This is a genomic window from Butyrivibrio sp., assembly GCF_017635265.1.
Lineage (GTDB): Bacteria > Bacillota > Clostridia > Lachnospirales > Lachnospiraceae > Butyrivibrio.
Genome location: NZ_JAGBLU010000091.1, coordinates 155,892 through 179,528 on the forward strand (window position 1 = coordinate 155,892; position 23,637 = coordinate 179,528).

Annotated in this window: 16 protein-coding genes; 12 read left to right on the forward strand and 4 right to left on the reverse strand. The window is 41.1% G+C overall.

Annotated features, from left to right (window positions below; translation table 11 throughout):
- The first annotated feature begins 1 nt into the window (after position 1).
- The 10 genes from J6O61_RS10800 to J6O61_RS10845 all read left to right on the forward strand — a co-directional run bounded on the left by J6O61_RS10800 (position 2) and on the right by J6O61_RS10845 (position 15,177).
- Positions 2 to 886 carry a carbohydrate ABC transporter permease gene (locus J6O61_RS10800; protein ID WP_292212932.1) on the forward strand — a complete coding sequence of 295 codons (885 nt, stop codon included), beginning with the start codon at positions 2 to 4 and terminating at the stop codon, positions 884 to 886.
- A 145-nt stretch (positions 887 to 1,031) separates the two neighbouring features.
- Positions 1,032 to 2,750 (forward strand): extracellular solute-binding protein, encoded by a 1,719-nt coding sequence (locus tag J6O61_RS10805; RefSeq protein WP_292212934.1) that lies wholly within the window; start codon positions 1,032 to 1,034, stop codon positions 2,748 to 2,750.
- Between the two features lie 1,321 nt (positions 2,751 to 4,071).
- Positions 4,072 to 6,198: a glycoside hydrolase family 3 C-terminal domain-containing protein gene (locus J6O61_RS10810; RefSeq protein WP_292212936.1), complete on the forward strand. Its 2,127-nt coding sequence runs from the start codon at positions 4,072 to 4,074 to the stop codon at positions 6,196 to 6,198.
- A 156-nt stretch (positions 6,199 to 6,354) separates the two neighbouring features.
- Positions 6,355 to 7,833 (forward strand): L-fucose/L-arabinose isomerase family protein, encoded by a 1,479-nt coding sequence (locus J6O61_RS10815; protein WP_292212938.1) that lies wholly within the window; start codon positions 6,355 to 6,357, stop codon positions 7,831 to 7,833.
- 180 nt (positions 7,834 to 8,013) lie between these two features.
- The gene (locus J6O61_RS10820; protein ID WP_292212941.1) at positions 8,014 to 9,720 is read left to right on the forward strand and encodes a GH25 family lysozyme; all 1,707 of its coding nucleotides are present in this window, start codon (positions 8,014 to 8,016) and stop codon (positions 9,718 to 9,720) included.
- Positions 9,721 to 9,873: 153 nt separating this feature from the next.
- Positions 9,874 to 11,103: a UTP--glucose-1-phosphate uridylyltransferase gene (locus J6O61_RS10825; protein ID WP_292212944.1), complete on the forward strand. Its 1,230-nt coding sequence runs from the start codon at positions 9,874 to 9,876 to the stop codon at positions 11,101 to 11,103.
- Positions 11,104 to 11,261: 158 nt separating this feature from the next.
- On the forward strand, positions 11,262 to 12,278 hold the full coding sequence (gene galE / locus J6O61_RS10830) for a UDP-glucose 4-epimerase GalE (protein WP_022772438.1): 1,017 nt from the start codon (positions 11,262 to 11,264) through the stop codon (positions 12,276 to 12,278).
- 21 nt (positions 12,279 to 12,299) lie between these two features.
- Entirely contained in the window at positions 12,300 to 13,109 is an 810-nt protein-coding gene (locus J6O61_RS10835; RefSeq protein WP_292212947.1) for a phosphatase, read from the forward strand.
- A gap of 97 nt (positions 13,110 to 13,206) precedes the next feature.
- Positions 13,207 to 13,476 carry a hypothetical protein gene (locus tag J6O61_RS10840; RefSeq protein WP_292212949.1) on the forward strand — a complete coding sequence of 90 codons (270 nt, stop codon included), beginning with the start codon at positions 13,207 to 13,209 and terminating at the stop codon, positions 13,474 to 13,476.
- A gap of 93 nt (positions 13,477 to 13,569) precedes the next feature.
- Complete coding sequence (locus J6O61_RS10845; protein WP_292212951.1) at positions 13,570 to 15,177, forward strand: S1C family serine protease; 1,608 nt, start codon at positions 13,570 to 13,572, stop codon at positions 15,175 to 15,177.
- Positions 15,178 to 15,276: 99 nt separating this feature from the next.
- Here the strand turns inward: J6O61_RS10845 and clpX are convergent, their stop codons facing one another.
- The 4 genes from clpX to J6O61_RS10865 form a co-directional block, all read right to left on the reverse strand.
- The gene (gene clpX, locus J6O61_RS10850) at positions 15,277 to 16,833 is read right to left on the reverse strand and encodes an ATP-dependent Clp protease ATP-binding subunit ClpX (protein ID WP_292212954.1); all 1,557 of its coding nucleotides are present in this window, start codon (positions 16,831 to 16,833) and stop codon (positions 15,277 to 15,279) included.
- A gap of 147 nt (positions 16,834 to 16,980) precedes the next feature.
- A complete protein-coding gene (arcC, locus tag J6O61_RS10855; protein ID WP_292212956.1) occupies positions 16,981 to 17,919 on the reverse strand; it encodes a carbamate kinase in 939 nt (312 codons plus the stop codon).
- 72 nt (positions 17,920 to 17,991) lie between these two features.
- Positions 17,992 to 19,278, reverse strand: coding sequence for a GHKL domain-containing protein (locus J6O61_RS10860; protein ID WP_292212958.1), 1,287 nt, complete (start codon positions 19,276 to 19,278; stop codon positions 17,992 to 17,994).
- Between the two features lie 7 nt (positions 19,279 to 19,285).
- Positions 19,286 to 19,999 carry a LytR/AlgR family response regulator transcription factor gene (locus tag J6O61_RS10865; protein WP_292212960.1) on the reverse strand — a complete coding sequence of 238 codons (714 nt, stop codon included), beginning with the start codon at positions 19,997 to 19,999 and terminating at the stop codon, positions 19,286 to 19,288.
- Between the two features lie 125 nt (positions 20,000 to 20,124).
- Here J6O61_RS10865 and J6O61_RS10870 point away from each other — a divergent pair, with 125 nt between their 5' ends.
- Positions 20,125 to 22,077, forward strand: coding sequence for a glycoside hydrolase family 2 protein (locus tag J6O61_RS10870; protein WP_292212962.1), 1,953 nt, complete (start codon positions 20,125 to 20,127; stop codon positions 22,075 to 22,077).
- Positions 22,078 to 22,097: 20 nt separating this feature from the next.
- A complete protein-coding gene (locus tag J6O61_RS10875; protein WP_292212965.1) occupies positions 22,098 to 23,630 on the forward strand; it encodes an MFS transporter in 1,533 nt (510 codons plus the stop codon).
- Positions 23,631 to 23,637 lie beyond the last annotated feature (7 nt).

Consider the following 23,637-nt stretch of genomic DNA (forward strand, 5'->3'; position numbering starts at 1 on the left):
AATGGATGAAAGTAGAACAATAAGATCCACCAAGACACAAATTGGGGATTGGGTTTTCGTTATTATATGTGTACTTATAAGTCTTATCTGTGTGATTCCCATGATAAATCTTTTGGCAAGATCACTTTCAGGTACAGACTATCTTGTAAGGCATGAGGTTTATCTTATACCAAAGGGATTTAACTTCGATGCTTACAAAACAGTTCTCGGCGATGTGAAATATATTCACGCATTTGTATGGACGGTATTTTTGACAGTAGTATGCACAGTCTTTTCACTTTTTATGACAACAATCTGTGCATATCCCTTGATCTTTGAAAACTTAAAGGGAAGAGGAATCATCAATATATTTATTACTATTACAATGTTCTTTTCAGCAGGTACAATTCCTAACTACCTGCTTATGCAAAAGATTGGATTCCTTGATAATCCGTTGGTACTCATTGTTCCATATTGTATGAGTGTTTACAACATGATTATCATGAGGAGCTTTTTTTACGGAATTCCTGAGTCACTTAGAGAATCGGCGGAAATTGATGGTGCATCATACTTTAGGATTCTTTGGTCTATATATATTCCGCTGTCCAAACCTGTTCTTGCAACACTTGCTCTTTTCTATGCTGTAGGACGTTGGAACGGTTATTCAGATGCTCTTATGTTTATGAAAAACAAGGATTTCTATCCTTTGCAGCTTCTTCTTTACAACATTCTGAACAATATCAATTCAGTAGAAGTTGCTACTCAGGAAGGGTTCTCTGCACCGGGGCTTAAGGATTCACTTAAGTCTGCGATAGTTATGTTTTCAACAATTCCTATTTTGTGCATTTATCCGTTCCTTCAGAAATACTTCATTCACGGAGTTACTCTTGGAGCGGTAAAAGAATGATCACTTAGCGAGGTTTTGGCGAGCTTAGTGAGAATTCTTGTTCTGGCTCACACGTAGTGTGAGAGCAGAACTTCCTTGTTAGAGTTTTTTTGAAAAAATATGTTAATTTCCCCTACGGGGGTAAAAGATAAATGGAGGTTATGTTATGAGGAAAAAAGTTTTATCATTGTTACTTGCATCTGCGATGACACTTTCACTTGCAGCATGCGGTAGCCAGGGTGGCGAGCAGGCAACTTCAGAGACGCCTGCAGCTTCAGAAACACCTGCAGCAGAGGCAGAAACTGCTCAGGCTGACACAGCAACAGAACCAGCAGTTGCTTCAGAACTTACAGATGGTAAGTTCGCAGACACAAGACACATCACAGTTGAGGTTTATGATCGTGGTAACGACGGCGGATCAGACCCAACAAACAACGTGTACACAGACTACATCAAGAAAGGAATGCTCGAGAAGCACAACGTAGAAGTTGAGTTCGTAGCAGTTCCTCGTTGGACAGAGGTTGATGAGATCAACAACCTTCTTGCTGGCGGTACAGCTCCTGATGTATGTGTAACTTATTCTTATCCAACAATCAAGACATATGCTGACATGGGCGGTGTTCTTGATCTTAGACCTTACATTGATGATTACAAGGATGAACTTCCTAACCTTTGGACATGGCTTGGTGAGTCAAACCTTTACTGGGATGCTGATCCTGAGAACGGCCAGACATGGGCTGTAGAGGCAAAGCTTGCTAACATGAACAGAATTCTTACATTCGTTCGTAAGGACTGGCTTGATAAGCTTGGTCTTGCTGAACCTACAACAAAGCAGGAGTTCCATGACATGCTCGTAGCATTCAAGGACAATGCTAGCGAACTTCTTGGAGCAGACGCTGACAAGATGGTTCCTTACTCAGTTTCTTACGATGTAGGTTGGAGAGCTGGTACTCTTATCGAGTCTTTCATTGACCCAGATATTTCTGACAAAGAGTTCTATGTAAACGGCTTCGATGACAGAAAGCTTACACAGAACGGAACAAAGGAAGCAGTTAAGCTTCTTAACCAGTGGTACAACGAAGGCCTTATGTGGAATGACTTCGCTATCTACGGATCAGGCGATACAACAGAAGATGACATGATGAAGGCTGGTTATGTTGGCGCATTCACACACAACTGGGATTATCCTTTCAGAAACGGTGAGGATTCAATCCAGGCTAACCTTAAGAGACTTGTAGGCGAAGACGCTAAGTACGTAGCAATCGATCCATTCGAAGACAAAAACGGAACACACAACAAGTTCCTTGCAGGTCCTATCGACCGTAAGATTTTCTTCCCTGCAACAAACGATGAGCCTCTTGCATCAATGCTTTACCTTGATTTTATTTCAGATCCTGAGACAATACAGTTCTTGCAGCTTGGCGAAGAAGGCGTTACATGCAACAAGCTTGATGATGGTGGATATGAAATCGTTGCAGCAACAGGTGATGCAATCCAGAACTCCGGTATGAATATTGACTACACAATCACATGTAATGGTCTTCACCTTACATCCGATGACCTTACAGAGAAGACTCTTGCTCACTCATATGCAGGAATCGATGTTGAGGATGTAATCAAGGCTAATGAGATTGCAAAGACAGATACAAGAATCGGTATCAACGTTAAGACCGGTGACATCGAGGCAGAAGGCGGCGTAGGTGATACACTTTCAGCTAAGAGAGATCAGATTTATGATCAGGCTATGAGCGCAAGTGTAGACGCATTCGAATCTGTTTGGGATGAGGGTGTTGCTGATTACCTTGGTTCAGGCGGACAGGCTATCATTGATGAGAGAACTCAGAAATGGGAAGCTACATACGGCGATGCCGAGAATATCAGATAATTAGTATTGGCAAAAGAAATTTGGGGCGGCTGTCACTTAATTGTGGCAGCTGTTTTTGTGTGAGTTGTTCTTGAGTCATAATACTCCCACTTTGTATAAGCGTAAGTGACTTCTCTAACATTCTAAAAAATTTAGATTGCGGCTTCGTACGCCACCATTGACTGAACCTGAGGAAAACGCCTTGGTCTGGGAGCCGACGGTGAGGACGATGGGAACAGTAGATCTTATCTCACCGTCGGATGCAGCATTGTAGCGTTTTCCTCAGAACCCGTAAATGGCAAGCACCTGCGGTGTGGCTGGGTGTTATTGCCTCGGGCTCTGACTCCGAGAACAGTAGGGACGGCTATTTTCAAGGATGTATGGCCGAAGCTTTCCAATGCAAGCGTGCTCACATTGGAAAGTTTTTGGGCATATATTGTTTTTTGAAGTCCACTCACTGCTTATAGATTTTCTCCTTTTCATCCCGTCATACGGATAATTCCAGCACCATTCTTTATTTTTATCCGTACAATATGGTTATTTTTTGCTCAATGATCTTTAATTTTACGGATAAGATTGCACGATGTATGCTGTCTTATCCGTATGCCACGCGGGAAATGAAGCTTATACTGACCGATTTTACGGATAAGATGACACTTTATCAGCATTCTTATCCGTACCTCTGCCAGAAGTATCGGAATTTTCATAGACAAAAATGTCGTTCCGGGCATATAGCTATTTTTTCAAGTTAACACATCCATCGGCAAATTTTCAGGAAGTGAAAATGGGCATATATGAGAAAAAATGGATTTACACATCCATTAGATGAGTGAAATGAAACAAAGTATTATCAATTATTGGATGCTGTAACTTCATAAAAAGCCGTATATGCCCAAACTAACGAATCAAAAATTCTGGCAATGGATGTTGTAAGTTTGAAATCAGGCTTATGTGCCCAAAACAGAATTTTCGTTTTCTTCGCACTCTTGTATTGGAAACTGCGGCCATAAAGCCCGTCACATGCTTGAAAATAGCCACAACTACTGTTCCTGGATTCAGAGCCTGAGGCATTAGATTACAGTCACACCGCAGGTTCAGTCAATGGTGGCGTACGTAGTCAATTGCTTACCAATCAATCACTAATTTCTTAATTTTATACATAGAATCATCCTGCCTAATATCCAACAACTTACGCATATACAAAGGAAAAGTTATTACCTTGTTGAATTGCCCGAACGTAACAACAATAATTAAGCTAATAAAGGCAAAATATGGTAAGAAAATTAAATGCTCCACCTATACAATAAATATGGTAAACAAAAGAAACTTAAGGGGTATAGATATGAATAGACAAGAAGCAAGAAAGCGTGCAAAAGAGCTTGTTGCTAAGATGACAGTTGAAGAGAAGGCATCTCAGCTTCGCTATGACGCACCTGCTATTGACAGACTTGGAATCCCTGCTTACAACTGGTGGAACGAGGCTCTGCATGGGGTGGCAAGAGCCGGCACAGCTACCATGTTTCCGCAGGCAATCGGTCTTGCTGCAGCTTTCGACGAGGAGCTGATGAAAGAAGTCGGCGAGATCATCGCTACAGAGGGAAGAGCCAAGTATAACGAGCAGTCTAAGAGAGAAGACAGAGATATCTACAAGGGACTTACTTTCTGGGCACCAAACGTTAATATTTTCAGAGATCCCAGATGGGGCAGAGGTCATGAGACCTATGGTGAGGATCCATTCCTTACAAGCAGCCTGGCAGTTCCTTTTGTTAAGGGGATTCAGGGCGATGGAGAGTATATGAAGGCAGCCGCATGTGCTAAGCACTTCGCTGTTCACTCAGGTCCTGAGGGCGAAAGACATTTCTTTAACGCCAAGGCTTCTAAGAAAGATCTTGAAGAAACATATCTTCCAGCATTTGAAGCATGCGTAAAGGAGGCCGGTGTAGAGGCAGTCATGGGTGCTTACAACAGAACCAACGACGAGCCTTGCTGCGCTAACAAGCCACTTATGGTTGACACACTCAGAGGCAAGTGGGGATTTGAAGGCCACTTTGTATCTGATTGTTGGGCAGTAAAAGATTTCCATGAGAATCACAAAGTTACAAAGAGTCCTGAAGAATCTGCAAAGCTTGCGCTTGAAATGGGATGTGATCTTAACTGCGGATGTACATATCAAAAGATCATGAATGCATATAGAGCAGGAATTCTCAGTGAAGAGACAATTACAACATCCTGCGAACGACTCTTTACAACAAGATTCCTTTTGGGCATGTTTGATAAGACAGAATACGATGAGATTCCTTTCGATGTTGTTGAGTGCAAAGAACACCTTGAAGTTGCGCACAGAGCGGCAAAAGAGTCAGTAGTTCTTTTGAAAAACAACGGAATCCTTCCTCTTGATAAGAATAAGATCAAGACAATCGGTGTAGTTGGACCTAATGCCAATTCAAGGTTGTCACTTATAGGTAATTATCACGGAACATCTTCAAGATATATCACAGTACTTGAAGGAATTCAGGATAAGGTTGGAAGTGACGTCCGGGTTCTTTATTCAGAAGGCTGCGATATTTTTAGGGACAACTTAAGCAATCTCTCTGATCCAAATCTTCCGGACAGACTCTCGGAGGCAAAGGCAGTTGCAGATTATTCAGATGTGGTAATTGTTGTAGTTGGTCTTGATGAGAACCTTGAGGGAGAAGAGGGGGATGCAGGAAACCAGTTTGCATCCGGCGATAAGATTAATTTAAGCCTTCCTCTTCCACAGAGACAGCTCCTATACTCTGTACTTGAGTGTGGCAAGCCTACAATCGTAATCAACATGGCAGGAAGTGCCATAGATCTTTCAAAAGCCCAGGATGATGCGGATGCTGTTCTTCAGGCATTTTATCCGGGAGCAAGAGGCGGAAAAGACGTTGCGGATATTCTGTTTGGGGATGTATCACCTTCAGGAAAACTGCCTGTTACTTTTTACAGATCAGCGGATGATCTTCCTGACTTTAAAGATTATTCAATGAAGAACAGGACTTATAAGTATTTTAACGGAACACCGCTTTATCCATTTGGATATGGTCTTACATATGGAGATTGCTATGTGAAGCCTGACAACAATTTACATATGGATAATGGTAGTGAACCTGATACATTTGATGCAGAGCTTACTGTTACAGTAGTAAATGATGGTAAAGTAGACACAGACGAAGTTGTACAGGTTTACATAAAGGATCTTGATTCTGAGTTTGCAACTACCAATCCACGTCTTTGCGGATTTAAGAGAGTACATGTTCCGGCCGGGACAGAAAAAGAGGTAACAATAAAGCTTGATAAGAAAGCCTTCACATCTGTTAATGAGGCAGGTGAAAGAAAGGTGTTCGGCAAGAACTTCAGGATTTATTTCGGAACACAGCAGCCTGATGCACGATCAGAAGAGCTTACAGGTCATAAGTGCGCAAGCTTTGATGTTAAGCTTAACTGATTACAAGCATATTGAATAAAAAATTGATATGTTTTTCTACATATTGCAAGGTTGTAATTTAGAGAGCTTTGACAGATAATATTTTAGATAAGATTAAAATAATTAGGGGAAAACAATACAAGTTGTAAGCGTTTTACATTAAGAAAGGGGATTTTTATGATTAACATTCCAGAAGTAAAAATTGGACTTGTTGCAGTAAGCCGTGATTGCTTCCCAGCATCACTTGCTGTAAACAGAAGAAAGGCTTTGGCTGAAGCCTACAAAAAAGCATTTGGTGACAAGGACGTTTATGAGTGTCCTGTTTGCATCTTTGAGAGTGAGGTTCAGACACTTGAAGCTCTTGAAGATGTTAAGAAAGCAGGATGTAATGCTCTTTGCGTATATCTTGGAAACTTTGGACCTGAAATTTCAGAGACACTTCTTGCTGAGAAGTTTGATGGACCTGTTATGTTCTGTGCAGCTGCAGAAGAGTCACAGGGAGACCTTATTGATGGAAGAGGAGATGCTTACTGCGGTATGCTTAACGCAAGCTACAACCTTCATCTCCGCGGAGTAAGAGCATACATTCCGGAATATCCTGTTGGAACAGCTGATGAGTGTGCAAAGATGATCAACGAGTTCGTTCCTATTGCAAGAGCAATTGTCGGACTTAGAGACCTCAAGGTTATCAGCTTTGGACCTCGTCCTATGAACTTCCTTGCTTGTAACGCTCCTATTCAGCAGATCTACAACATGGGCGCAGAGATTGAAGAGAACTCAGAGCTTGATCTTTTCGAGAGCTTCAACAAACATGCCGGAGATCCCAGAATCGCTGAAGTTAAGGCTGATATGGAAAAAGACCTTGGTGCCGGCAACAAGAAGCCTGAGATCCTTGAGAAGCTTGCTCAGTATGAGCTTACACTTCTTGACTGGATTGAAGAGCATAAGGGCGGCAAGAAATATGTATGTATCGCCGGTAAGTGCTGGCCTGCATTCCAGACACAGTTTGGATTTGTTCCCTGCTATGTAAACTCAAGACTTACAGGTCGCGGAATTCCTGTATCCTGCGAAGTTGATATTTATGGCGCAATCAGTGAGTTCATCGGAACATGCATCAGTAACGATGCGGTTACTCTTCTTGATATCAATAACTCTGTACCTGCTGACATGTATGAAGAGAGCATCAAGGGCAAGTTTGATTACAAGCACACAGATACATTCATGGGCTTCCACTGCGGAAACACATGCTCAAGTAAGCTTTCAAGCTGCGAGATGAAGTTCCAGAGAATCATGGCAAGAAACCTTCCTGAGGAAGTTACACAGGGAACACTTGAGGGAGACATCGTTCCTGGTGATATCACATTCTACAGACTTCAGAGTACATCAGACAATCATCTTCGCGCATATGTAGCTCAGGGTGAAGTACTTCCTGTAGGAACAAGATCATTCGGTGGTATCGGCGTATTCGCTATTCCTGAAATGGGCAGATTCTACAGACATGTACTTATTCAGCAGAACTTCCCTCACCACGGAGCTGTTGCGTTCGGTCACTTTGGAAAAGCTCTTTATGAGGTATTTAAGTATGTTGGAGCTGAGACAATTGGTTACAATCAGCCGGCATCACTTCCATATCCAACTGAGAATCCTTTTGTGTAAAGTACTTGACGAGGTATTATCGAGTCTAGTGCAGCAGAAGATACCTTGTTGATAAAGAACTTGATGGGGTATAGCAAATTGATAATAGAAGCCACTTTGGAGGTTGCTCCAAGGTGGCTTTTCCTTTATAATTGAAATGTTAAGAGTTTTGTAAAAAAGTTGAAGGGGAGTTATATCTAAATGAAAAAAGCTAGAAAAATCTTTTTTTCTATGGGATTGCTTGTAGCAGTTATAGCATTCCTGTCTTTTGTTCCTGCCTTTGGAATTACAGCTAAAGCCGGAGCATCCGGTCCGGAGGTGGCAGTTGGTATTGACGTTTCCAAATATCAGGGGGCCATTAACTGGCAGCAGGTTAAGGCTGCTGGTGTCAGATTTGCCATGATAAGAGTGGGCACAACCAAAAAAGGACTTGATGAGCAGTTTGCCAACAATATAAATGGGGCTAATGCAGCAGGTGTAAGAACCGGAGTTTACATTTATTCCTACGCTACAACGCCGGAGGCTGCAGCAGCAGAAGCAAATCAGGTTTTGGCGTGGATTGCTCCATACACAGTAACATTTCCTGTCGCAATTGATATAGAAGATTCATGTCAGAAAGGCCTAAGTTCAGCACAGCTTCAGGCCATAGCAGACACTTTCTGCGGAATCTTAAATGCCAACGGGTATGAGACCATGGTATATGCCAGCAGAAACTGGTTTACGAATAAAATGCCAAATGTAGCATCAGCTAAATGGGTTGCTCAGTATAACTCATCCTGCGATTATGCAGGAGAGTATGCAATGTGGCAGTCAAGCAGCCACGGTTCATACTCAGGAATTCCTACGAGAGTAGATGTCAACCATTTGTATGTTGATTATTTTTCAAGAATTATCGGAGAAGGCTTTAACAGCTGGGGCGGACATGTTTATTACTATAGTAACTACCGCAAACAGTATGGCTGGCTTAATCTTGCAAACGGAAGGTATCACACAGATGAAAACGGATTTGTTCAGACCGGATGGTTCCAGGATGAAAGTGGTATTTATTACTTTAAGCCGGCTGAAGGCGGTCTTGCAGCTGTAGGATTTAATGATATTGACGGTTCACGTTTCTACTTTGATGCTAATGGTGTAAGATGCACAGGACTTCTCAACCTTGGAGAAGCAGGAGTGTATTATGCAAATGCGGATGGTGTATGTCAGAAGGGCTTTGTTCAGTTAGAAGACGGAATTCACTTTTTTGATGACAATTACGCAATGCATGTAGGACTTACACAGGTTGGTAATAATCTGTATCTCTTTGACGGTAACGGAGTAATGCTTACAGGAATGCACGCACTTGAAACCGGTAAGTACATGTTTGGAGCAGACGGTATCGCTATCAGTGGATGGTATTCCGATGAGCAGGGACAGAGATTCTATTTTAGCCCGGAGACTCATACTGCACTTGCAGGACTTCAGACAGTAGAGGGAGCAACTTATCTCTTCGGCGAAGATGGAGTAATGCAGACCGGATGGTCAGGTGATGTAGCAAGCAGATATTACTTCGGAGCAGATGGCAAGATGGTAACAGGATGGAATGTGATAGATGGTCAGTCCTATTACTTTGGAGCTGACGGTAAGATGGCTACGGGTCTTGCAACAATTGGTGACGCAGTATATTACCTTGAACCTACAGACGGACATATGACACTTGGATGGGTACAGACAGCAGAAGGCTGGAGATTCTTTGACGGTAATACGGGTAAGATGCTTACTTCCGTGACAGTACCGCTTGATAATGTAAACTGTACATTTGATAAGAACGGAATCCTAGTTGATCCTGCCGGTTGGACACCCGGAACACCGGCTCCTGCACCAGCACCTGAGGCTGATGCTGCAGCAGTTGCTTCAACTACAGCAGGCTGATAATTATCGAATATTTAAGCGTAAATAATAAAGGCGTACATATCACATTTAATACGTGGTATGTATGCCTTTTTTGTCACCTTGTAAAAAGTCTGCTAATCACTTAAAATGTTCCTTGGAGTTTTTATAATTTGAAAGATGAGGGAAACGTTAATGAATTTCGAAGAAGCTAAAAAGAAACTTGAACAGTTCGGTCAGGAACATGTTCTTAAATACTACGATGAGCTCAGCGAGGCTGAGAAAAAGGAACTTTTACAGCAGATTGATGAGACAGATTTTGCTGTACTTGAGAACTGCAAGAACCTTGGTAAGAGCGAGGGAAGAGGAAACTTTGCTCCACTTGCAGCAATGCAGATCTCTGAGATTGAAAAGAGAAAAGAAGAGTTCACAAAGATTGGTGTTGAGACTATCAAAGCCGGAAAAGTAGCAGCTTGTCTCCTTGCAGGCGGAATGGGAACAAGACTTGGCTCTGACAATCCAAAGGGTATGTATGATATCGGACTTACCAAGCATGTTTACATTTTCCAGAGAATCATCGAAAACCTTCTTGATACAGTTAAGCAGGCAGGTGGAACATACTTAAGACTCTTTATCATGACAAGTGAAAAGAACAATGATGCAACAATAAACTTCCTTAAGGAGCACAACTATTTCGGATATCCTCAGGAAAAGGTTACATTCTTTAAACAGGACATGGCACCTGCTTCTGACTATGAAGGAAAGGTTTATATGGAGGGCAAGAACAGAATCTCCACATCACCAAACGGAAATGCAGGCTGGTATTCATCAATGCTCAAGGCAGGTCTTCGTGATCTTATTTTAAAAGAGGGCATCGAATGGATCGATATCTTTGCAGTAGATAACGTTCTTCAGAGAATAGCAGATCCTTGTTTCGTAGGTGCTACAGTTAATGCAGCAGTTGACTGTGGTGCAAAGGTTGTTAGAAAGAATGCTACTGATGAGAAGGTTGGCGTTATGTGCCTTGAAGATGGCAAGCCATCAATTGTTGAGTACTATGAGCTTTCACAGGAAATGATGGACGCTAAGGATGAGAACGGCGATCCTGCATATAACTACGGAGTAATCCTTAACTACCTCTTTAACGAGAAGGCACTTAATGAGATCGCTAAAAAGACACTTCCTCTTCATGTAGTTGAGAAGAAGATCCCATACATCGATGAGAATGCTAATCTGGTAAAGCCTGAGAAGCCAAACGGATGCAAGTTCGAGCAGCTCGTTCTTGATATGATCCATGAACTTGACAGCTGCCTTCCATATGAGGTAGTAAGAGAGTACGAGTTCGCACCTATCAAAAACAAAGAAGGAATCGACTCAGTAGAGTCCGCAAGAGAGCTCTGCAAGAAGTGTGGCATAGAACTATAAGAAAAGGTAGTTAACAAAAAGACAGGTTAATATAACAAATAAAGGTTGTATTCCTCTCAGTCTATTTTTAATATATTCATAAAAAGATATATTTAAACTATCTTCATGAGGACGCAAAATACTTTTACTCATGTACAAGATGTAGAAAGAGGCAAATTATGGCAATTCTTGTAACAGGTGGAGCAGGTTATATTGGATCACATACAGTAGTAGAACTTCAGAATGCTGGCTACGATGTAGTAGTCATGGATAACCTTGCAAACTCCAGCAAAAAAGTAATTGGAAGAATAGAAGCACTTACAGGTAAGAAGGTACCATTTTACGAGGCAGATATAAGAGACAGAGAAGGACTTGAGAAGATCTTTTCAAGTGAGAAGATCGACAGCGTAATTCATTTTGCAGGTCTTAAGGCTGTTGGAGAATCTGTTCAGAAACCATGGGAGTACTATGACAACAACATTACAGGAACTCTTACACTTGTAGATGTTATGAGAAAGCATGGCTGCAAGAACATCATCTTCTCTTCATCAGCAACAGTATATGGCAATCCTGCATTTATTCCGATCACTGAAGAGTGCCCTAAGGGAACATGCACAAACCCTTATGGTTGGACAAAGTCAATGCTTGAGCAGGTTCTTACAGATATTCAGAAGGCAGATCCAGAGTGGAATGTTGTTCTTCTTAGATACTTCAATCCTATCGGAGCTCATAAGAGCGGAACAATCGGAGAGAATCCTAACGGAATTCCTAACAACCTGATGCCTTATATCACACAGGTTGCTGTTGGAAAGCTTCCACAGCTCAACGTATTTGGTGATGACTATGATACTCCGGACGGAACAGGTGTCCGTGACTATATCCATGTTGTAGACCTTGCTCTCGGACATGTTAAGGCTCTTAAGAAGCTTGAACCGGGCAGTGGACTTAACATCTACAACCTTGGAACAGGTGTGGGCTACAGCGTTCTTGACATTGTAAAGAACTTTGAAGCTGCTACAGGAGTTAAGATTCCTTATGTTATCAAGGAGAGACGTGCCGGCGATATCGCTACATGCTACTCCAATGCCGACAAGGCAGAAAAAGAACTTGGATGGAAGGCTCAGAACGGAATCAAGGAAATGTGCGCGGATTCCTGGAGATGGCAGAGCCAGAATCCAAATGGATACGACGATTAAAGATTTAAATGAGGTTTTATAATGTACAAAATTGAGTGTGACACACATACTCATACATTTTATTCAAGACATGCTTATTCAACTATTGAAGAAAATGTACGAGCAGCGAAGGAAGCGGGTATGACGCTTTTGGGCAGCACAGATCACTTCAGTGATATGCTGTTTGGGGATTACAAAGAGGTCAAGAATTATCAGTATCTCTTTTGTACCAATATGTGGCCAAGAAATTGGCAGGGGGTTACACTTTTAAAAGGTTGTGAGGCAGATATCGTTGATATGGACGGTCATCTGTTTGGTCACGACATTGAAGTTTTGAAATCAACAATAGGTGATACATATGATCCGCCTCAGAACTTACAGAAGATGGTGTTTGACAGATGTGATTATGTAATTGCTTCTGTTCATGCCAAGAGACATACAATAGGTCAGTCTGTGGCAAGGAATACTCAGATGTATTTAAATGCCTTAGAGAATCCTAAAGTGTTTTTTATCGGACACATTGGAAGAGCAGGGGTTCCGTTTGAACTGGATGAAGTTCTTTTAAGAGCAAAAGAACTTCACAAGCCTATTGAGATTAATGAACACAGTTTCTCTTTTGAAGGCCATCACAAGGAACTCTGCAGAAAGATAGCTAAGAGATGTGCTGAGCTTGGTGTTAGTATATGTATAAACACTGATGCTCATATTTCGCTGGAAATCGGACATATGGATAGGGCGGTAAATATGCTGGAGAGTATTGATTTTCCGCAGGAGCTTATTATCAATCGATCCAAAGAAGCCTTCCTTAAAGGATTAAAAGACAGTGGAGTATTTTCGCTGGATGAACAATAAAAGCTGAGTGAAAAGCTGGGTTATGAGTCTGATCTTGTAATTCAGCTTTTTCTATTTGTCTGTTATAATGCATTTATGAAATAGGAAGGGAAAAAGTATGTTTCGATTGTGGGTAAAACTCATTAATGATAATCACCTCTTAAAAGATACGGTTGTGTGTGATGATACTGTAGATAGCAGGACACATAAAGTTATGAATGCGATTGAAAAAGCCTGTTATGAGATGGATCTTTCAAAGCCTATCTGGCTTAAGCCTATTGTCAGGGACTTTCAGCTTCATGCAAAGTGCAGATTCACAAAGGATGCTTTTATAGAAGAGGTTCCATTTGATTACATGGAGATTCAGGTTTTAGAAGAAGATTACTAAAAAATATTATTTTTTTATTATAAACTGAACACAATTCCGTCACAGAATAAAACTATACTGAATTTCATAAAAGAAAGGAAGAAGGTAGAGACAATGTTTGACGATGGGAAAAACGAACAGAACAATTCTTACGGATATGGATCCGGATATGGGCAGCAGGGTACTTCTTCAAATGGCTATGTAAATAATAATTATTCAAATAACCAGAATACATATGGAAATCAGAATACATATAGCTATGGGAATGGACAGCAATCCTATGGGACATATCAATACAGTGGTTCAAATTACGCAAGTGCTCCTGAGCCACAGCCACCCAAGAAAAAACATACAGCAGCAATTGTTATTGCAGCAATCTTGATTCTGGCTTTGGTAGTAGGTGGTGTTGGCGCAGGGTATTATGCATATTCAAGACATGCATCACTTTTAGCTTCAAATGATAGTTCCGAGGTAGAAGCTGAAGAGAAATCAGAGGCAACTGAAGAACAGACAGAAAGCGAACAGAGCGCTGAAACAGAAGATTCTTCAGAGAAAAAAGTAGAAACCACCACAACAAGCGCAGCAACTTCAGTAGTAGTAACTGATGTTACAGAAGTAGTTGAAGAGGTAATGCCTGCAATGGTAATTATCCACAATAACTACACAGCATCAGCAAGCTACTTTGGCTATACACAGACACAGGAAGCTACAGCTTCAGGTAGTGGTATTATTGTAGGTGAGAATGATACAGAGCTCTTGATCGCAACTAACTACCACGTTGTAGAAGGAGCTGATTCCCTTGAAGTTATCTTTAATGATGATTCATCAGTAGAGGCTGTTGTTAAGGGATCTGACTCAGATATGGACCTTGCGGTAATTGCTGTATCAATCGATGAGGTTTCATCAGATACACTTGATTCAATCAAGGTTGCAACTCTTGGAGACAGCGACTCACTTACACTTGGTGAACCTGCAATAGCAATCGGTAACGCACTTGGTTATGGTCAGTCAGTTACAACAGGTGTTATTTCAGCTATCAACAGAGAAGTTGAAACTGAAGAGGGCGTAACACATACGTTTATTCAGACAGATGCAGCTATCAACCCAGGTAACTCAGGTGGAGCTCTTTTGAACATTCAGGGCGAAGTTATCGGTATCAACTCCAACAAGATTGGCGGCGATACAGTAGAAGGTATGGGATATGCTATTCCTATTTCAGTAGCAAAGCCTATCATCGATAAGCTCATGAACGAAGAGACAAAACGCAAGGTATCTGAGGAAGACAGAGGATACATTGGAATCTCAGGTGTAAGCGTTCCTTCAGAGATCCATGAAGTATATGGTATTCCTCTTGGAGTACTTGTTCACGATGTATATGAAGGCGGCGGAGCAGCCGATGCAGGTATTAAGAGCGGTGATGTAATCATTGCTTTTGATGGAGAAGAAATCACTTCTATGGACGATCTCCAGAGCAGACTTGAGTATTACGCGAAAGGCACAACGGTTTCAATTACAGTAATGAGACAGAGTGATTCAGGATACACAGAAGTTACCCTTGATGTAACACTTGGTGAAGCAGCAAGTACTTCAAGCAGCACAGATTCAAATGCTGCAGGCTCAGGCGAAAATCAGTATAATGGTCAGCAACAGCCGGCACTTCCGGATGACAAAAACGGACAAAATGGCGGTGATGGCCAGCAACAGCAGGGCGGCGGTCACTAATAAATAAAAAATAAGGACCATATCTTTGGAAAATCAAAGATATGGTCTATTTTTTTTAAACAATTATTAAATTCTGTTTGAAGTATATTGGAACTTTTTTTAAACAGATGTTGCCTGGCTTGTATCAAAGACGGGAAGCTTTGGCTGTATGGAATCACCACGGATTTCGATGAGAGGTGAGGCTTTGCCATCAATGTAGTCTCTGGTAATGGTCACGCGTCCGATATTCTCATCCTTTGGAATTTCATACATGATATCAAGCATGAACTCTTCGATGATCGCACGGAGGGCTCTTGCACCTGTATCTTTTTCAAGGGCTTTTTCCGCAATAGCTTCAAGAGCACTGTCATCAAACTGAAGATCTACTTCATCAAGTGCAAGTAGCTTTTGATATTGCTTGAGTATAGCATTCTTTGGCTCTTTTAATATCTGGATAAGCATATCCTTTGTAAGAGCCTGAAGTGTACAGATGATAGGAAGTCTTCCGAGAAACTCAGGAATCATTCCGAATTTTTTAAGGTCTTCCACAGTTACATTTGAAAGAAGATTAGGATCATCCTCATATTTATCCTTAAGGTCGGCATCAAATCCGATTGATGTCTGTTTGTTAAGCCTTTGCGTTATGATCTCTTCCAGATCAGGGAATGCACCGCCGCAGATAAACAGGATGTTTCTGGTGTTTACTGTAGTCAGAGGAACCATGGCATTTTTACTTCCGGCACCTACGGGAACTTCTACATTAGAACCCTCAAGGAGTTTTAACATTCCCTGCTGAACTGACTCACCGCTTACATCTCTTGAAGTGGTGTTCTTTTTCTTGGCAATCTTATCTATTTCGTCGATAAAGATAATGCCATGCTCGGTTTTTTCCACATCATTGCCGGCTGCTGCAAGGAGCTTACTTACAACGCTTTCAATATCATCTCCGATGTATCCGGCTTCTGTAAGCGATGTGGCATCGGCAATTGCAAGAGGTACATCAAGAAGCTTTGCAAGAGTTTTTACAAGGTATGTTTTTCCGCTTCCTGTTGGTCCCAGTAAAAGAATATTGGATTTCTCAATCTCAATGTCATCCATCGTGTCTGTGGCCACTCTCTTGTAGTGGTTGTAAACTGCAACAGACATAACTTTTTTGGCCTGATCCTGTCCAATCACGTATTCGTCAAGTTTGGCTTTGATTTTGTGAGGTGCAGGTATATTTTTGATATCAAATGCAGGTTTTACTTTGCTCTCACTTTTTTTCTTTATCTTCTGAGAGTTTGGAATTCCTCCCATATTAAAACCGTTATTGTTGTCCATGTTAAAAAAGCCAAATCCCGGGAATCCATTTTGATTCTTATTGAGCTCATTCATGAGATTAGGATTATTTAACAGATTCTGATAATCAAACTGGCTTACAGTATCCATGGTCTTTTGCATACAGTCATTGCAGATGCAGATGTTGTTTGGCAGATGGAACATCTTTCCTGCTTTGCTTTCAGGACGTCTGCAGACAAAGCAGACATCTTCATATTCAGTTATTTCTTCGTTATTATTTGAAGTATTGTCAGAGCTGACATCAGAAGCGGTTGAATCTTTTGTGGTATCTACGACTTCAGACTCTTCACCCTCTTTGACTTCTCTGAAATCAAATTCATCATTATTTTTATTTGTCATAACTACTCCAATCTTGCATTTTAACTACTAAACCCATGAGGTTATTATATCCGCATCACATATATTCTTACAAGTTAACATTCTATTAACAAAACACAAAAACAACCCCGTGCAAAGTGCGCGGGGCTGACCATTGTAAAAAGGATATTATTCAAATACGATGTGTGTTCCTGCTTTGCCTTTAAGTGCATCCTTAACAGCGTCAAGAGAAGTGATAAGCACTTCGCCGCCATGATTTGATTCAAGGAACTCGATAGCTGCCTCGACTTTAGGAAGCATATCAACTTCGCCGAATTCTCCGGCTTCGATGTATTTTTTTGCTGTCTCCACATCCATTTTCTGGATAGGCTGTTGATCTTCTTTTCCAAAGCTTGTATATACATAAGGAACAGAAGTTAGAATTATAAGCTTATCAGAATTAAGGTCTGATGCAAGCTTGCCGGCTATAGCATCTTTTTCAATAACAGCGGAAGCGCCCTTAAGTACGTGTCCCTGTTCAATTACGGGAATACCGCCGCCGCCGCATGCGATAACTTCCTGTCCTGCATCCACAAGTGCTCTTATGGCATCAATTTCTACTATATCTATAGGCTTGGGAGCTGCGATTATTCTGCGATAGCCCTTGCCCGGGATTTCTTTTACAAAATTACCCTTCTTAATTTCGTTGTCAGCATCTTCCTTTGACATGTTTCTTCCGATTGCCTTGGTAGGAGCGTAAAAAGCCTCATCATAAGGATCTACTGTAACTTGAGTAAGGAGTGTGCTTACAGGTGTTGAGATGCCGCGACTTGTAAGTTCTGTTTTTAGGGAGTTCTGAATATCGTAACCTACATAGCCCTGGCTCATGGCGTTGCACACGCACATAGGAGCTGCTGTGTAGTCGATATAGATTCTGTGGAGCTCAGTCATGGCCTTGTGTATCATGCTGACCTGAGGCCCGTTACTGTGGGTAATGACGAGCTGGTAACCAGCTTCTATCAGATCCGCCAATGCCTTGGCAGTTACCTTTGTTGCATTCATCTGCTCGTTGGTTGTAACACCGAGAGCTTCATGTCCTAGAGAAACTACAGCCTTAATATTGTCCATTTTATCCCCGTTTCTGCACGAAAGTGCTAGTAAGATAGGTCTATTTTACAATAATTGTCCTGGATTTAAAAGTTAAATAGGCAGAATAATATTCAGATGAAATACATTTTCTTCAGCGTAAGCATTCATGGCTCCTTCGAATTTATCTACCAGCATCTTTATACTCTTTACTCCAAAGCCGTGGCCCCCTTCGCTGTTTTCTCTTACCGGAAGCCGGTCTTCAAAGACTATCTCACCTTCAAAATAGTTCCAGATGTGTATTGTTACCGAATCACCGAATTTCTTAAGACTGACATCAATGACACGTTTGTCGGGATCTGTTACAGTATCGGCTCCGGCTCTTGCATTGTCTATTGCATTAGCAAAAAGAAAATACAAAGACATACTGTCGTAGGCTCCGAGAGAATCAGTGTAGCTTACACAGTTAAAGCGGATATTCTGCTGCTTGCAAAGAGTGCTCATGTTTCTTAAAAGAACATCCAAAACGTCGTTACCTGTTTTTACCAAGGGAGAAAAACCTTCGATGGAATCTCTGATAGGAGACAAATCGGGAATATCGAGCTTGTTGTCACTTGCAAGACGTTCAATCCTGTCAAGCATATGTTTAAGGTCATGGGTCTGAATGTTGGTAAACTGTACCATTGCTTTCCACTGTTCGTATTGCTTTTCAGAAGCAGATAAAAGACCTTTGATAACCAGCGACTCTGTTTTTTCTTCCTGCCATTTATAGAGATACAGCTGCATGGCAAGAGCCAGAGCACAGCAGATGATGGCATAGATACAGGATGCAGCCTCGTAGTATGTGTTAAAAACATTGTGATCGGCAATAAGTCTGTTTACACCGATGCAGGTAATTACGATGGTTATGGAGAGAACGTTTAGTCTGATGGAGTTTTTTTCAAAATGGAAATTCTGGGCAACCAGAAAATATACAGCCAGATAAACAGCAGTAAAAACGGCAATTTCTAAGATGATTGGATAAAAATAAGAAATGGAATACAGCCTTTTGGCAAGTGGTGTCAGTGAAAACAATACCGTAAACTTATTGGCTATATGCTGCGTTGCAACACCGCCTATGCATGAGGAAATGATTGAAAAAGAATTGCCTTTAAAGCTGAATAGATACACACAAATTGATATGCCAATGATCATCAGGAGCATAAAAAATCTGATGAATGTCGAAGACGTGCTGCTTAAATCAACCCGGAAAACTATGATAATTGAGGCAATTATAAGTGCAGGGAATCTCAAGAAAAAATGGTTTCTTTTTTCAAAAGTTTTTAAGAAAAGAAATTCCGCAATGAGAATTTCAAGGTAATAGCCAACTGATGTAAAGCTGCTTATCAATGATTCGCTCACTTTTTGTTTATCCTCCAAGGTACATATTAAGCTGCTCCAAAAAGGCTTTTTTCTTGGAACGACCAATCTTTATCATATCTTTTCCAACCTTAATCTCATCTCCGTAAAGACCTTTTACATAAGCAAGATTGACCAGAACAGAAGCACTGCATCTGGCAAAATTATTGCCGGAGAGTTCAGCTTCCCTCTCACTAAGACCGCCGTAGGAATCTATGATTTCGTCAGTGGTGTGGAACATAAGATCATGTCCCATTACTTCTATATACATAATGTCATTGGAAGAAAGAATGTGAGTGCCTCGCTTGTCCTTAACCTTAACAGGCTGACCTTTGCGGCTTTCTAAAAGGCGCATGGCTTTGTCAAGCTTAACGGAGAGATTGCTGTAGCTGATTGGCTTAAGGCAATAGTCCAAAGCATCAACACCGTAGCCTTCAGGAGCATACTGAGGCATGTTTGTCACAAAGAATAAAAGAACAGTATCGTCGATAAGACGCAGCTTTTTGGCTGCTTCCATGCCATTTAAAAAGCCCTTTCCGAGGTCAACATCCATAAAAACAATGTCGAAAGCTTTTTTGTAATCATCTAAAAAGCTCTCGGCCTTGGAATAAGTTCTGGCACTAAAATCAAATCCCTTTTCATTACCGTATTTATTAAGGCAATCTTCAAGGAATGAAGAATATTCAATATCGTCTTCAACAATGGCTACTCTAAACTGTTTCATGACATTATTTTACAGCATTGAGCCTGACATTGTAAATTATGCTGTCAAAACTGTAGATTATTCCACAATGATTGAAATCATATATTGCAATTTTGTAAGATTTAACCATATAAAGGAGATTTGGCATGAGAAAAATTCACAACATTAACAACGACTGGAACTTTTCTATTGATGGAAAAGAAAAAACAGTAGTCAATATTCCGCATACCTGGAATAATATCGACGGGCAGGATGGTGGAAATGACTATTTAAGGACACTGGCTACGTATGAAAAGAGATTTGAATGTCCTTCATTTGATAGAAACAGTGAAGACGTGTATCTGGAATTTGATGGAGTGAATTCGGAGTGTGATGTCTTTATAAATGATCAAAAGGTTCTCAGACACGAAGGAGGTTATTCAACCTTCAGGGAAAATATCACAGAAGTTTTAATGGAGGGGGGAAACAACCTCCTTGTTAAAGTGGATAACAGGCCAAACGATAAAGTATATCCGCAGAAGGCAGATTTTACTTTCTACGGCGGAATATACAGAGATGTGAAGCTTATAGTGGTTAATAAAAAAAGATTCGACCTCGATTACTTTGGAGGAAGTGGGATTCAGGTTACAGCTAATCCTATTGAAGGCTACAAGAAAGCAAAAGTGTCTGCAAAGATGTGGCTTAACACAGATTCAGGGGAAGTACGGGTTACGGTTTTTGACAAGGAGGGAAATGAAGTTTGTCAGGAGATGACTCACAGATCCATAAATGAAGCATGGTCGGATGTAATTATCCAGAACGTTCATCTTTGGGATGGAATTGATGATCCATATCTGTATAGGTTAAAAGCGGAACTTATAGTTGATGAAATTGTGGTGGATGAAGTTGAAACACGCTTTGGTGTGAGAGATTTTCATTATCATCCCAAGACAGGTTTTTATCTGAACGGAAGGAAATATACTCTTCACGGCGTAAGCAGACATCAGGACAGAAAAGGTGTCGGCAATGCCATAACAGATGAGATGCATAAAGAAGATATGGATCTTATCTGTGAAGTGGGAGCCAACACCATAAGACTTGCCCACTATCAGCATAGTCAGACCTTTTATGATCTGTGCGATGAGCGAGGAATGGTTGTCTGGGCTGAGATTCCTTATATTTCAGAGCATATGCCAAACGCAAGAGCCAACACCATCAGCCAGATGAAAGAACTGATCATTCAGAACTATAACCATCCATCAATTGTGTGCTGGGGCATTTCCAATGAGATAACAATATCCACAAAAGATAAAAATGACATGCTTGATAACCACAGAGAATTAAATGATCTGTGCCATGAGATGGATAAGACAAGATTCACGACACTTGCCTGCTATGCAGTATGCGGACCATTTAATAAGGTCGCGCATATTACAGACACTGTTAGCTGGAATCTTTATCTTGGGTGGTATGTTCCGGGGCTTTTTTTGAATGATATATGGATGAGGTTTTTCCACTTTGTTTATCCGGATAGAAGCCTTGGATACTCTGAATACGGATGCGAGGGAATGCCAAACCTTCACTCGGAAAAGCCAAAAAGAGGTGACCATACAGAGGAATATCAGGCTCATTATCACGAATATATGCTCAGATGCTTTGAAAGAAATCCGTTTATGTGGGCTACTCACGTCTGGAACATGTTCGATTTTGCGGCAGATGCCAGAAACCAGGGCGGTGAGCCGGGCATGAACCACAAGGGACTGATCACTTTTGACAGGAAGACCAAAAAAGACAGCTTCTACATCTACAAAGCATGGTGGAGCAAAGAACCTTTTGTTCATATCACATCCAAGAGATTTAGGGACAGAACCTCAAACAAGATAACTGTAAAGGTTTATTCAAATCAGAACGAAGTCACTCTTTACAAAGATGGAAACAAGCTTGAGACTAGGCATGGCCAGCACGTATTTGAGTTTAAGGTTTCTCTTACGGGAGAAAATGAATTTATGGCTGTAAGCGGAGCATGTCGCGATAAAGCAGTCTTTAGAAAGGTTAGCAGACCAAATCCTGAATATACACTTAAGGAATCAGGAGATAAGGGAGCTAACTGGACAAAGTAATAAGGGAGAAGAGAAGAGTTATGGCAGAAACAGTAAATAAGAATGATGGAATAAACAGAGCAAAGCTCTATCAGCTGGTGCTTTTTCCACTGAATAACGGAGCTACAAATGTTTATTACGTCCTGGTTCTTGCATATATTGCAACCTTTGGTTCAAATGTACTTGGACTTGGTGTTTTATTTGCGTCAGTAATGGTTACGGGAATGAGAGTATTTGATGCTTTCACGGATCCTATAATTGGCGCGTTGATGGACAGAACAAACGGAAAATTTGGTAAGTTCAGGCCGTTTATGGTAATTGGAAATGCCATTATGGCAATCAGTATCATCACCATGTATATCATCACACCCAATATTCCTGAAACCATGATGGGATTTAGATATGCAGCTTTTGTTGGCCTTTATGCTATCTGGGTAATCGGATATACATTTCAGACCTCCTGTACAAGAGCGGGTCAGACTGTTCTTACTTCAGATCCGAATCAGAGACCTCTTTTCACAATATTTAATACAGTAGGTTCTCTTGCAGGAATGGGTGTTATGCAGTTTCTTGCTCCGATAATCAGAGCTAACGTAGCAGATTATTCAAGCGCAGATTTCTATAAGTTTTTAACACCAATCGGAATAACGGTTTCAATCGCACTTACAGTTCTTGCCATCATCGGTATTTGGGAAAAAGACCAGCCGAAGTATTTCGGAATCGGTGGAAGCAAGCAGGAAAAAGTCAAGATTTCAGAATATGTTGAGATCATCAAAAATAACAGTCCGATGAAGAGGCTTATGATTGCAGGTGCAGGCTGTAAGCTTGCGCTGTCAATTGCCACAAACACAACAGTTTTGTGCATGCTCTACGGCTGTATGATGGGCAACTATGACGGACTTTATCTTCCGATGATGATTGTAGGTTATGTTTTTTCAGTTCCTTTCTTTGTTCTCACAGTAAGAACAAGCCAGAAGAAAGGGCAAAGGGCATCACTCCTAAGATATGTATCACTTGCACTTATTTGTTATGTAGGTGTGCTTGCACTTTTACTTGCATGGAAGCAGGGAGTACCCGGAGTTAATCTCACGCTTATATCAAACGGTAAACTTAATATCAACATCTACACGATACTTTTCATAGTGTTCTTTGGTGTTGGATATGGTGCCTATTATTCAACAGCAGATATGCCTATCCCAATGGTGGCAGACTGTTCGGATTATGAAACGTACAGATCGGGAAAATATATTCCCGGAATTATGGGAACACTCTTTTCTCTTGTGGATAAGCTTGTTTCCTCACTGTCAGCTACAGTAGTGGGAATCGCTGTAAGTCTGATTGGAATTAAGTCTCTTCCAACTGCGGAAACTCCCTATTCATCGGGAATGAATGTAGTTGTTATCATACTTTTCTGCGTAGTGCCTATGGTCGCGTGGATTGCAACAATAATTGCTATGAAGGGTTACATCTTAACGGGGGAAAAGATGCGCGAGATTCAGGAAGTTAATCAGAAGCGCAAGAAGGCCATTGAAGAAGGTATGAGTATAGAGAAGGCAATGGAACAATATAAATAACAGGAGG